Genomic DNA, 12,880 nt, shown 5'->3' with positions numbered 1-12,880 from the left:
ATTGAAAGAGAGAAATGAAACCATGGCCGGCGCAATGCCGGCCATGGAAATCACGCGAAGTATCAGTGGCCGGTCTCGCCCACCGCCCGTTCGGCCGCCTTGATCGCTGCCTGCCGCGCCGCGATGATGTCGCCCAACGGCGGACCCTGGAAGCGGTTGCGCTCGAAGGCGAACCAGACGATCGCCGTCAGGATGAAGAAGCCGACGGTGATGTAGAGCGCCCAGTCGTTCGGCGGCTGGATGCCGATGACGAAGATCAGGATCATCGACACGATCGACAGGAACCCGAACAGCATGAAGATGGCGCGGCCCATGTTCCATGGCCCCATTTTGTCCCACTTCGGGGTTCCCCAGGCCATCATGCCGAGCACGATCGGCACGATGAAGGAAAGGAACAGGAAGATGACAGTGCAGGACACCACGATCGTATAGGCCGAGGTGCCGGCGACCGAGACTACCGACGAGCCCCACACGAACAGCACCGACAGGATCGACGCAGTCCAGATCGCCGCCACCGGGGTGCGATGAGTCGGGCTGACCTTGGCGAGCGCTGCCGAGCCCGGCAGGCCGCCGTCACGCGAGAAGGCGAAGATCATGCGCGAGGCGGAGGTGACGGTGGCAAGGCCGCACAGGAGCTGCGCAACGAACACGATGAGGTAGACGAACTCCTTGAGCCCGGTGCCGACACGCTGATCGAAGGCCCAGAAGAAAACGTTCCAGCCCTGCTTGGCGGCCTCGTCCATGTTCGGGATCATCACGATGAAGGAGGCCAGGAAGAGATAGCCGAACAGCGCCGACCAGATGACCGACATCACCATCGCGCGCGGCACCGAAGACGCCGCCTTGATGGTCTCCTCGGAGGTGTGCGCGGAAGCGTCATAGCCGGTGATCGTGTAGATCGGCAGCAGGAGGCCGAGCGCGAAAACCCAGGCATTCGACACCTGCGGCCACACGCCGCCCCCGGCGTCGCCGGAGTAGTTGTGGAAGGTGAAGAGACGGCTGAAGTCCCACGTCTCGGCCGAGAGCAGGCAGACCACCGCGATCAGGATCGAGCCGAAGAAGATCAGGTAGCCCGAGAAGTCGGTGAGCTTGGCCGTCAGCTTGATGCCGAGGTGGTTGATCAGCGCTTGCGCGCCGGTAATGATGACCAGGAAGATCATCTGGTTGGTCAGATTGCCCTCGATGCCGAGCGCCGGCCCGAAAGCGCCGAGGAAGAAGGTCCAGGTGCCGACATTGATGGCGCCGAGCACGGTGATCAGGCCGAGCAGGTTGAGCCAGGCCGTCACCCATCCGGTGCCGCGATTGCCGAGGATCGAGCCCCAGTGATAGAGGCCGCCGGCCGTCGGATAGGCCGAGCTGATCTGTGACATCGCGACCGCAAAGGTGAGCGACACGAAACAGCCGACGAGCCAGCCGATGCCGATGCCGATGCCGCCGGCGCCGGAGGTCGCCTGCGCCAGCGAATTGATGCCGCCGGACAGGATGCAGATGATGGAGAAGGAAACCGCGAAATTCGAGAAGCGGCTGAGGCGCCGCTCCAGTTCCTGGGCGTAGCCCATGTTGTGGAGGACCTTCATGTCCTCCGCTTTGTCGACTTCGGTGTAACCCGGTTCTGCCATGTTGAAGTCCCCTTATTTTCTCAGCTGGCCGATTGTACTGACTTTCCCACTCGGGAGCCCCTGGCCTCCTCGGGCTCCAGATTCGAAAAGATGCCTGTGAGCAGATCCGCCCATTTCCGCTGCCCGGACTCGCCGGAAATCTCGTCGTTGCGGATTTCGATCATCGCGCAGGCAAGGCCGCGCGAGCGCGCATGCCGTTCCAGTGTGAAATAGACGCGGTCGGCCGGCGAATAGGGCTCGTTGATGCCGACGCAGACGCCGGATAGCCGCTGCAGCGCGGCAATCAGCGGCGACGCCAACCTGCGGTCCTCGTCATGGATGATGCCGATATGCCAGGGCCGGTTCTTGCCCTTGTAGACCGGCGTGAACGAATGAACCGACACCAGCCTGGTCTCCTGACCCTTCGCCAGCCGCTCGTCGATTATGCGTGCGATCGTGTCGTGGAATGGGCGCCACGACAGATCGATGCGCGCGGCGCGCTGCTTGTCGGAGAGACCGGAATTGCCGGGGATGACCGTCGCTTCACTGATCGGCGGCACGAGATCTGGCGCATCGAGCGGCCGGTTGCAGTCGATGACGAGGCGCGAGACGCGTGTTTCGACCAGCGTGGCATCGAGCGCCTCTGCCATGCGGCTGGCGACGGGGAGCGCGCCCGGATCCCAGGCGATATGGCGGGAAAGGTCCTCGACGGGCAAGCCGAGCGTGCCGAATTCGGCTGGCAGGAAATTGGAGGCGTGATCGCAGGTCAAGACGAAAGGACTGGACCCGCCGGGGTTCGTCACCCTTACGGTTTCAGACGGTGCAGGGCTGGCTGGCCGTGCTCTCTCCATATTGTCCCCTGGGGAGCGCTGTATCTTATGTTACGTATTTTGCCTCATTGCGTCCCTATGGATGATTTCATACAGTTCGGCAGGCTTTGTCAAACACGAATTCCGAAAACGGCGTTGGGCATAGACCAAGGGTGGGGAAAACCGATGATCTTCAGCATTGCCGAACTGATTTCGGACCGTATCGGGGCCATGCCGCCGGGCGAACGCCGTGCTGCGCAGACGCTGATTGCCAACTATCCGCTGACCGGGCTGAAGACGGTGGCCGAGTTTTCCACCGCGGCGGGCGTCTCCTCGCCGACGATCCTGCGTTTCGTCGCCAGGCTCGGCTTCCAGAACTATCCCGAGTTCCAGTCGGCGCTGCAGGATGAACTGGCGGCGCAGTTGCAGTCACCGGCATCGCGCACGCTCAACCCGGCCTCGTCCGGCAGCGGCAGCACCACCTCGCCGATGTTGGAGGCCACGCTCGAGAACATGCGCGAGACGTTCCGGCACCTGTCCGACAAGCAACTGGCCGACATTGCCGCGCGGCTTGCCGAGCGGCGCGGCAAGACCTTCCTGATCGGCGGCCGCTTTACCGACCCGCTGGCGCGCTACATGGCCGCCCACCTCGCCATCATCCAGCCGGAAGTCTACCATCTCGCCGGCCAGGAGAGCATCTGGCGCGACCGCCTGATCGATATGGGCAAGCGCGACGTGCTGGTGATCTTCGACATCCGGCGCTACCAGGAAAGTCTCGTCCGCTTTGCCGAGAAGGCGCATGAACGCGGCGTTCAGATCGTGCTCTTCACCGATCAGTGGCTGTCGCCGATCGCGCGCTTCGCCCGCCATGTGATCGCCGGCCGCACAGCCGTGCCCTCGGCCTGGGATTCATCCGCCGCCCTTTTTGTCGTCGCCGAGACACTGATCGGCGCCGTCACCAGGCAGCTGGAGGCCGCCGGCGCCAAGCGCATCCGCGATCTGGAAAGCCTGCGCTAGGTAATTCCAGGAAACTGTCAAGCCAATGGCACGCCGATCGGTCACGCGCAGGAATGCGGTGAAACCAAGCGCCCGGACTCGATCCGACTTCACGTTACCGAGATTTAATGTGCACGTTTGCGTGATAATTGCGATAAACCGGTGATATCGGGAACTGGCGTGGCCGGTTTTCGCGCCAGCTCGTTTCGTCGCCACGTGTGCTCCCGGCCGGAGGCGTAGCGACGTGCAACCGGAGTATTGATGTCCGCCTGGAAACAGATCGTTCTTGCGCTTGTGATCGTGGTCACCGCCGCGGCCGCCTGGGCGCGCTTTTATCCCGGCTCGAACGAAATGCTTTCAAGGTGGGGAATGGACTGGGCCGTGGCCGTGACGCCTCCCGACAAGGAAGGCGCGACAGCCAGTGTCGGGCAGCCGGGGCGTAACCGCGCCGGCCAGGCGGTGACCATCGTCGCGTCGCCGGCAGGCACCGCGACCATCAATGACAGGCTGCAAGCCATCGGCACCGGGCGCGCCAACGCGACCGTGACGGTCAATCCGTACTCCTCTGGCCGCCTCGCCGAACTGCCGGTCCAGTCAGGCGCTCATGTCGAGAAGGGCGACGTCATCGCCAGGCTGGATTCCGAGATGGAAGTGATCGCGCGCGACCGCGCGCGGGTTGGGCTCGACGACGCCCAGGCCAAGCTCGACCGGGTGAGATCGCTGCGGGCTTCCAACGCCGCGACGCCGGTTGCCGTCGCCGATGCCGAAGTGACGCTCGCCAACGCCAAGCTTGCATTGCGCGATGCCGAGCTCGCCCTGGAGCGCCGCTCGATCGTGGCGCCGATCGCCGGCACGGTCGGCATCCTGCCGATATCGGCCGGCAACTACGTGACCAGCCAGTCGGCGATCGCCACCCTCGACGACCGTTCGAGCATACTGGTCGACTTCTGGGTGCCTGAGCGCTTCGCCGCCGCGGTCAAGGTCGGCCAGCAACTGTCGGCGACGCCGCTTGCCAATCCGAACCAGGTCTACACCGGCACGGTGTCGGCCATCGACAATCACATCGACGAGAACAGTCGCACCTTGCTGGTCAAGGCGACCATCGCCAACCCTGCCGACTCCTTGCGCGCCGGCATGTCTTTCCAGATCGGCATGCGGTTCCCCGGCGACACCTATCCGGCCGTCAGTCCTTTAGCGATCCAGTGGGGAACGGACGGCGCCTATATCTGGGCCGTTGAGAGCGGCAAGGCCAAGCGTGTTCCGGTGCGCATTGTCCAGCGCAACACCGAGACGGTCTTGATCGAAGCGCCGGTTGAAAGCGGCGACATGGTGGTCACCGAGGGCGCGCAGAGCGTCAGCGAAGGTGGCGATGTCCGCATCGCCGGCGAGGAGCCGCGCGCCGCCAGGGCCGAAGGCTCATGAACGCCGCCGGCGATCCGGCCGCGGGATCGGGCCTCACCGCGCTTTTCATCCGCAGGCCGGTCATGGCCCTGGTGCTGAACACTCTGATCGCGGTCGCCGGCCTCGCCGCCTTCTGGGGCGTCGAGATCCGCGAGTTGCCGGATGTCGATCGTCCGGTCATCACCGTCAACACCACTTTCGAGGGCGCCGCCGCCGAGACGGTCGATCGCGAACTCACCGACACGATCGAAGGCGCGGTGTCCCGAGTCTCCGGCGTCAAGTCGATCTCGTCGACCTCGTCCTTCGGCCAGAGCCGCGTCACCATCGAGTTCAACGACGGCGTCGATCTCGACGTCGCCGCCTCCGATGTGCGCGACGTCGTCAGCCGGGTCGCCAACCAACTGCCCGACACTGCCGACGCTCCGCGCATCGTCAAGGCCGATGCCAATTCCGATCCGGTGATGCGATTGGCAGTCACGTCCGACACCATGACGGTGCAGGACATGACCGTCATCGTGCAGGATCGCATCGAGGACGAACTCGCCGCCGTGCCCGGCGTCGCCGACGTTCAGGTCTCCGGCGACCGCGACAAGATCTTCCGCATCGACGTCGACCAGAACAAGCTCGCCAGCCAAGGCCTCACCGTCGCGGATTTGCGCAAGGCGCTTGCCTCGATCGCCTTCGATTCGCCGGCCGGCTCGATCACCACCACCAATCAGGACCTCATCGTGCGCACGACGGCCGACGTGACCACGCCGGAGGAGTTCGAGAACATAGTTGTCGGCGGGGCGACGCGCATCCGTGACGTGGCCACGGTGACGCTGGGCCCCGACATCGGCCAGACCTCGCTGCGCTCCGACGGCAAGACAGGCATCGGCCTCGGCATCATCCGCCAGGCCGAATCGAACACGCTCGACATTTCGACCGGCGTCCGGGCCGCCGTCGCGAAGCTTCAGGCAAACCTGCCGCAAGACATGTCGATCAAGGTCACCAGCGACGATGCCGTGTTCGTCAACGGCGCCGTGCACGAGGTCGAGATCGCGCTGGCGCTTTCCGTCTCGATCGTGCTGATCGTCATCTACGCCTTCCTGCTCGACTGGCGCGCGACGCTGATCCCCGGCCTGTCGATGCCTGTCGCCATGATCGGCACCATTGCCGCGATCTATCTCGCCGGCTTTTCCATCAACATCCTGACGCTTTTGGCGCTGGTGCTGGCGACCGGTCTTGTCGTCGACGACGCCATCGTCGTGCTCGAAAACATCGTGCGGCGCCGCAACGAAGGCATGGGACCTCGTGCAGCGGCCGTCCTCGGCACCCAGGAAGTGTTCTTCGCCGTCGTCGCCACGACGCTGACCCTGGTCGCGGTCTTCGTGCCGATCTCCTTTCTCCCTGGACAGACCGGTGGCCTCTTCCGCGAATTCGGCTTCGTGCTGGCGATGTCGGTGCTGCTCTCCTGCGTGGTGGCGCTGACGCTTTGTCCGATGCTGGCCTCGCGCATGCTTTCCAGCGCATCACTCCATCACCAAGGCGGCAGCGGTATCGGCGCCCGAATCGGTGGCGCGCTGCATGCGCTTTATCGCCGCTGCCTGCACGCTTGCCTCGGCGCGCCGTGGATCGTGGTGCTGGTCGCGCTGATCTTTGCCGGTACCGCGTTTGCGCTGTTCGGCACCATCCGCCAGGAACTGACCCCGACCGAGGACCGCGCCGTCGTGCTTCTGCGCATCAACGCGCCGCAGGGCGTCAGCCTCGATTACACGAGCGAGCAGATGCGCAAGATCGAACGGCTGATCCAGCCGCTGCGCGATTCCGGCGAGATCCGCAGCACCTTCGCTAATGCCGGCAATAACGGCGCCTACAACAGCGGCTTCATGGTCATGACGCTGGCGCCGTGGGCCGAGCGGACGCGCAGCCAGCAGGAGATCATGGCCGAGATCAGCCGCCTGACGAAGCAGGTGCCGAGCGTCCGCGTCTTCCCGGTTCAGCCCAACAGCCTTCGCATCCGTGGCGCCGGCAGCGGCCTGCAGTTCGCGCTGGTCGGCAACGACCGCAAGGCGCTGAGCGCGGCGGCGGTGAAGATCGTCGAGGAGATGCGGCAGGATCCGCGCTTCCAGGCACCGCGGCTTTCCGTCGACCTGACGCAGCCGCAGCTTGCCGTTGCCATCGACCGCGAGCGCGCCTCCGACCTCGGCATCGACATCACCGGGCTCGCCGATACGCTGCAGGCCATGCTCGACGGCAACGATGTCGTCGACGTCTACATCGCCGACCGCAGCTATGGCGTGAAGCTGGTCTCGACCACCAATCCGATCAACGATCCGACCGATCTGGAAAACATCTTCCTGAAAACCTCGGACGGCCGCTTCGTGCCGATGTCGACCATCGCCACGCTGACCGAGCGCGCCGTGCCGCCGTCCCTGACCCGCGAGCAGCAGCAGCCTTCGGTGGCGATCACCGCCAACCTCGGCGGCAGCTTCGCGCTCGGCGATGCGCTGGCCCGCGCCGAGGAGATCGCAACGCCGCTGCTGCCGTCGGACGCGCGCATCGTGCCGCTGGCCGAGGCGGCGACGCTCGGCGAGACAAACAGCGCCATGGCGACCATCTTCGGCTTCGCGCTGGTCATCATCCTTCTGGTGCTGGCCGCCCAGTTCGAGAGCTTCGTCAGCGCCGTCATCATCATGGCCACAGTGCCACTGGGCCTTGCTTGCGCCATCTTCGCGCTGCTGCTCTCCGGTACGAGCCTCAACGCCTATAGCCAGATCGGCCTGGTGCTGCTGGTCGGCGTCATGGCCAAGAACGGCATCCTGATCGTCGAGTTCGCCAACCAGCTGCGCGACCGCGGGCTTGGCGTACGCGAGGCGATCGAAGAGGCCTCCAGCATCCGGCTCCGTCCGGTGATGATGACCATGATCTGCACCGTGCTCGGCGGCGTGCCGCTGGTGCTCGCCGCCGGCGCCGGTGCGGAAGCGCGCATCGCGCTCGGCTGGGTGATCGTCGGCGGCCTCGGCCTCGCCACGGTCTCGACGCTGTTCCTCACCCCTGTCGCCTATCTGCTGCTCGGCCGCTTCGTCACGCCCAAGACGCATGAGGAAGCGCGCCTGAAGCGCGAGCTGGAGGAAGCCGCCTACACCAATATCGACCCGGCGGAGTGATCAGCTATCCTCGCCCCGCTTGCGGGGAGAGAGTGCCGGCAGGCGGGTGAGGGGAAGCGCCAACCTCGCGATAAGGCGCCGCCCTACGTTCTTCGGGCACCTTCTCGCCGTGAACGGGGCGAAGGAAGAGTCGAGCTACGGCTTGATGAACACCTTGCCGTTCGGCTTTGCCAACGCTGCCGGCAGCCGCGCCATCGCCTCGTCCAGCGGCACCACCGCCGTCACATCTGTCGACCAGCGCCCATCGGAAAAGCGCTTCTGCGCTTCCAGCACCGCCGGTCCCATCCTGTCGCGGAACTGCCGCATCCATTCGGCCAGCCAGAAGCCTTCGATCCGCTTGTGCTGGAAGATCAGTTGGCCAGGCTCGCGGATCACCGTCGGCTCGGCGTCGAGCCTTCCATAGACGATCCAGCGCGAGCGCTTCGGCATGGCGTTGAAAATGGCCGAAGCCAGCGGTCCGGTCACCGCGTCCAGGAAGATGCGCGGCTGCTCGGCCTTCATCACCTGGCGCAGCATTGCCTCGAAATCGGATGCCTTCTCGTTCAGAACATGCGCGGCGCCCAGTTGCTTCAACAAGGGGATCTGCTCGTCGCGGCGCACGGTGACGATCGGCCGGAACCCTTCCTCTTTCGCCAGCCCAATGATCAGCTTGCAGAGCTGGCTCGCGCCGGCGGTCATGATGAAGGCCTTCTCGCCCTCCTGCCTGACGATATCGAACATGGCGAGCGCAGTCAGCGGATTGACGATCATCGCCGCGCCGTCCTCGTCGCGCACCGTATCGAGCAGCGGAATGCAGGACGCCGCCTCGGCGATCGCATATTCCGCCCAGGAGCCCCAGTTTGTCACGCCAGTCGCGAAGGCGACGCGCTTGCCTTGCAGGCTCTTGGCATATGGATCGTCGCCGGTCGCGACGATGGCGCCGACACCTTCGAAGCCGGCCGGCTGGCCCTTCATCCGTGGCTGCCCATACTGGCCCTCGATGAAGGCGATGTCGGAGGGATTTATCGAGCCGAGGCTGACCTTGATCAGCGCCTGCGTCGGCCCGGGCTTCGGCACGCCGATGGTTCCCGGTTGCAAATAAGGCTCCATCGCCTCCAGCGCGCTGGCGGCCGGCGTTCTGGTGTAGCCATCGCCGACAAGCAGCAGAGCCTTCATTTCCGAAGGTAGCGTCATCGCGGTCAGACCTTTTCCTGCGTGCATTTCCTGAGTTCGGTGCGAGCCACCTGCCGCCGGTGCACGGCGTCCGGGCCGTCGGCCAGCCGCAGCGTTCTCAGATTCGTCCACGAGCGTGCCAGCGGCGTGTCCTGGCTGATGCCTTGTGCGCCGAACATCTGCACCGCCTCGTCGGTGACTTTGAGCGCGACACGCGGCGCCACAACCTTGATCTGGCTGATCCAAGGCGCTGCCGCTCGAGCATCGCCCTGGTCGATCATCCAGGCCGCCTTGAGGCACAAGAGCCTCGCCATCTCGATCTCCATGCGGCATTCGGCGATGATGTCGAAATTGGCGCCGAGTTTCGCCAGCGACTGGCCAAAGGCTTCGCGCCGCACCGAGCGCTGGCACAGCATCTCCAGCGCCATCTCGGCCTGGCCGATGGCGCGCATGCAGTGGTGGATGCGTCCCGGTCCCAGCCGCCCCTGTGCGATCTCGAAGCCCCTGCCCTCGCCCTGGATGATGTTGGCCGCCGGGACCCGCACATCGTCGAACCTCAGATGCATATGGCCGTGCGGCGCGTCGTCGTCGCCATAGACCTGCATGGCGCGGACCTTGGTGATGCCCTTGGTGTCCGTAGGGACCAGGATCATCGAATGCCGGCGATGCCGCGGTTCGGCGTCCGATCCGGTCCGGACCATGACGATGTAGATGGCGCAGCGCGGATCCCCGGCCCCCGAAGCCCACCATTTCTCGCCATTCAGCACATAGCGGTCGCCCTGCCGCTCGCATCGCATCGAAATATTGGTGGCGTCGGAGGATGCCACATCCGGCTCGGTCATCAGATAGGCGGAGCGAATCCTGCCCTCGAGCAGCGGCTCGAGCCATTCTCGCTTATGCTCTCCCGAGCCGTAGCGCTCCAGCACCTCCATATTGCCGGTGTCTGGCGCCGAGCAGTTGAAGGTTTCGGCGCCCAGATGCGCCTTGCCCATCTCCTCCGCCAGATAGGCGTATTCGACCGTCGACAGGCCATAGCCGCGCTTGGAGTCGGTGAGCCAGAAATTCCATAACCCGCGCTCGCGCGCCGTCGCCTTCAAGCCTTCCAGGATCTCGGTCTGTCTTGCAGTGTAGGTCCAGCGATCGCCGTTCCTGCCGACCTCGGCCAGAAATTCCTCGCCGAGCGGCGCGATCTCGTCACGCACCATTGCCGTCACGCGCTGGTGGATCGGCTTCAGCCGTTCGGTCATGCCGAGATTCATGTCCGCCATCGGTGTCGGCCCTTTTGAAGTTGCATCTGTGGCAAGGATGACCGTACTTCGGCTAGCCTTGTCAACGCGAGTCCATGGTCCGGCTCGGAGATCAGCGCACGGGAGGAAATGCCATGAGCTATCTTGACGAGCTGTTCTCGGTCGCCGGCAAGACCGCGCTGGTGACGGGCGCAGCGACCGGCATCGGCCGCATGGTGGCGACAGGGCTGGTCCGGGCCGGCGCTACCGTGATGATCGCCTCGCGCAAGGGCGAGGACTGTATCCGGGTCGCCGGCGAATTGAACGCCCTCGGCGGCTCAGGCCGGGCCGAAGGGTTTGCCGGCGATGTTTCCAGCGAAGCCGGCATCGCCGCGCTGGTCGCCGAGGTGAAGGCGCGCACCGAGCGCCTGCACATCCTGGTCAACAATGCAGGCATTTCCTGGGGCGCGCCGCTAGAGGAGTTTCCTTACCACGCCTGGGCCAAGGTGTTCGGCGTCAATGTCACCGCCGTCTTCCATCTGACGCGCGAGTTGCTGCCTCTCCTCGACGCTGCGGCGAGCGACGAAGATCCGGCCCGCGTGATCAATCTAGGCTCTGTGATGGGCACCCAGCCGCTCGCCGACGATGCCTATTCCTACACCGCCTCGAAGGCTGCGGTGCATCACCTGACGCGCACACTGGCGATAGAGTTCGCTGCCCGCCGCATCACCGTCAATGCCTTTGCCCCGGGTCCTTTCCAGAGCCGCATGACGGCCTTTGCGACCGCCACCGAGGAGCAGGCGAGACATGTCGGCAGCCACGTTCCGATCGGCCGCATCGGCACACCGGATGACATTGCCGGCGCAACGCTCTATTTGTGCAGCCGTGCCGGAAGCTATGTCACCGGCGCCATACTGCCGATCGACGGCGGCCAGTCGGTGCAGCATGGATTGACGTTGTTTAAGGAATAATAGCGCTCGTTATCCGGGCGGGGGTGCGGAGGACATCGCGTGGAACCGATCAGTCTTGATACGCTTCTGGCCAATGTCGGCAAGGAGGTCGGCGTGTCGCCATGGCGCACGGTGACGCAGCGCATGATCGACCAGTTCGCCGACGCCACCGACGACCATCAGTTCATCCATTGCGATCCCGAACGCGCCGAGCGTGAGACGCCGTTCGGCGGCACGATCGCGCATGGGTTCCTGTCGCTGTCGCTCCTGTCGGCCATGACCTTCGAGACCATGCCGCCGCTTGAAAACACCAAGATGGGCGTCAATCACGGCTTCGACACACTGCGCTTCCTGGCGCCGGTGAAGACCGGCTCGCGCATCCGCACTCGCTTCGTGCTGGCCGATGTCAAGGTGCGGCCCTCCGGCTGGGTGCAGACGGCGCATGACGTGACCATCGAGATCGAGGGATCGAAGAAGCCGGCACTCACCGCGCGCTGGCTCACCCTGACGCTGATCGAGCGCCAGCCAGAGACCGCATGAGCGGCGACGCCGGCGCGCTCGACAAGTCGGCGCTTGCGCTCGACAAGTCGGTGCTTGCGCCCTACCTGGAAGCGCGCATCCCCGGATTTGCCGGACTTTCCACGATCGAGAAGTTCAAGTCCGGACAGTCGAACCCGACCTATCTCCTCACCGCCGCCAGCGGCCGCTATGTGCTGCGCGCCAAGCCGCCGGGGCAATTGCTGAAATCGGCGCATCAGGTCGACCGCGAATTCCGGGTCATGCAGGCGCTCGCCGGCACTGCCGTGCCGGTGCCGCGCATGCTGCATCTGTCCGGCGAGGTGACGCCGATCGGCCGTATGTTCTATGTCATGGAATTCCTCGACGGCCGCATCTTCTGGGACCCGTCGTTGCCGGACGCATCAGGCAATGGCGAGCGCGCCACAATCTATGACGCCATGAACGCGACGCTCGCCGCCCTCCACGACGTCGACGTCGATGCCGTCGGTCTCGGCGATTTCGGCAAGCCGGGCAGCTATTTCGAGCGTCAGCTCGCCCGTTGGACCAGCCAGTACCGGGCCTCGGAAACCGAAACCATCGCCGACATGGACCGGCTGGTTGCCTGGCTGGAAACGCACATGCCGGCCGATGACGGCCGCGTCTCGCTGGTGCATGGCGACTACCGGCTGGACAACATGATCTTCGCCCAGGACGAGCCGCGCGTGATCGCGGTGCTCGACTGGGAGCTGTCGACGCTTGGCCATCCCTTCGCCGACCTCGCCTACCAATGCATGCAGTGGCGGCTGCCGCATGCGTCCGGCTTTCGCGGCCTCGGCGGCGTAGACCGCGCAGCCATCGGCCTGCCTTCCGAGGAAGCCTATGTCGCCGCCTACTGCCGCCGGCGCGGCCTCGATCATATCGGTGGCTGGACCTTCTTCCTCGCCTTTTCCTTTTTCCGGCTGGCGGCGATCTGCCAGGGTGTCTACCGCCGAGCGCTCGACGGCAACGCTTCCAATCCGGAAAAAGCCAAGACCTATGGTGAGGCGGTCAAGCTGCTCGCTTCGCTCGCGGTCGAACTGATCGATCCGAAGACTTGACGAG

Annotated in this window: 10 protein-coding genes; 6 read left to right on the top strand and 4 right to left on the bottom strand. The window is 65.0% G+C overall.

Annotation, left to right across the window (positions count from 1 at the left end):
• Positions 1-62: 62 nt before the first annotated feature.
• Complete coding sequence (locus tag EN818_RS20245) at positions 63-1,619, bottom strand: amino acid permease (RefSeq protein ID WP_095806322.1); 1,557 nt, start codon at positions 1,617-1,619, stop codon at positions 63-65.
• A gap of 20 nt (positions 1,620-1,639) precedes the next feature.
• Positions 1,640-2,449 (bottom strand): N-formylglutamate amidohydrolase, encoded by an 810-nt coding sequence (locus EN818_RS20240; RefSeq protein WP_135904637.1) that lies wholly within the window; start codon positions 2,447-2,449, stop codon positions 1,640-1,642.
• Positions 2,450-2,593: 144 nt separating this feature from the next.
• Between EN818_RS20240 and EN818_RS20235 the strand changes: the two genes are divergently transcribed.
• The 3 genes from EN818_RS20235 (at position 2,594) to EN818_RS20225 (ending at position 7,953) form a co-directional block, all read left to right on the top strand.
• Entirely contained in the window at positions 2,594-3,424 is an 831-nt protein-coding gene (locus tag EN818_RS20235; protein ID WP_095806324.1) for a MurR/RpiR family transcriptional regulator, read from the top strand.
• Between the two features lie 240 nt (positions 3,425-3,664).
• On the top strand, positions 3,665-4,825 hold the full coding sequence (locus tag EN818_RS20230; protein ID WP_095806485.1) for an efflux RND transporter periplasmic adaptor subunit: 1,161 nt from the start codon (positions 3,665-3,667) through the stop codon (positions 4,823-4,825).
• Entirely contained in the window at positions 4,822-7,953 is a 3,132-nt protein-coding gene (locus tag EN818_RS20225) for an efflux RND transporter permease subunit (protein ID WP_095806325.1), read from the top strand. Before EN818_RS20230 ends, EN818_RS20225 begins: the two co-directional genes overlap by 4 nt.
• Before the next feature lie 135 nt (positions 7,954-8,088).
• On the opposite strand, the gene EN818_RS20220 is transcribed toward EN818_RS20225, so the two are convergent.
• Positions 8,089-9,126, bottom strand: coding sequence for a zinc-binding dehydrogenase (locus tag EN818_RS20220; protein ID WP_095806486.1), 1,038 nt, complete (start codon positions 9,124-9,126; stop codon positions 8,089-8,091).
• Between the two features lie 5 nt (positions 9,127-9,131).
• Positions 9,132-10,373: an acyl-CoA dehydrogenase family protein gene (locus tag EN818_RS20215; protein WP_095806326.1), complete on the bottom strand. Its 1,242-nt coding sequence runs from the start codon at positions 10,371-10,373 to the stop codon at positions 9,132-9,134.
• Positions 10,374-10,486: 113 nt separating this feature from the next.
• On the opposite strand from EN818_RS20215, the gene EN818_RS20210 reads away from it, so the two are divergent.
• The 3 genes from EN818_RS20210 to EN818_RS20200 are packed head-to-tail and all read left to right on the top strand — an operon-like array spanning position 10,487 to position 12,876.
• Positions 10,487-11,302 carry an SDR family oxidoreductase gene (locus tag EN818_RS20210; RefSeq protein WP_095806327.1) on the top strand — a complete coding sequence of 272 codons (816 nt, stop codon included), beginning with the start codon at positions 10,487-10,489 and terminating at the stop codon, positions 11,300-11,302.
• 39 nt (positions 11,303-11,341) lie between these two features.
• Complete coding sequence (locus EN818_RS20205; protein WP_095806328.1) at positions 11,342-11,821, top strand: MaoC family dehydratase; 480 nt, start codon at positions 11,342-11,344, stop codon at positions 11,819-11,821.
• On the top strand, positions 11,818-12,876 hold the full coding sequence (locus tag EN818_RS20200; protein ID WP_095806329.1) for a phosphotransferase family protein: 1,059 nt from the start codon (positions 11,818-11,820) through the stop codon (positions 12,874-12,876). Before EN818_RS20205 ends, EN818_RS20200 begins: the two co-directional genes overlap by 4 nt.
• The last annotated feature ends 4 nt before the right edge of the window (positions 12,877-12,880 follow it).

The organism is Mesorhizobium sp. M3A.F.Ca.ET.175.01.1.1, assembly GCF_004791945.1.
In the GTDB taxonomy this organism is placed as follows: Bacteria; Pseudomonadota; Alphaproteobacteria; order Rhizobiales; family Rhizobiaceae; genus Mesorhizobium.
Note: the sequence above shows the minus strand (reverse complement) of the source record. Positions and strands in the feature narration are given on the sequence as shown.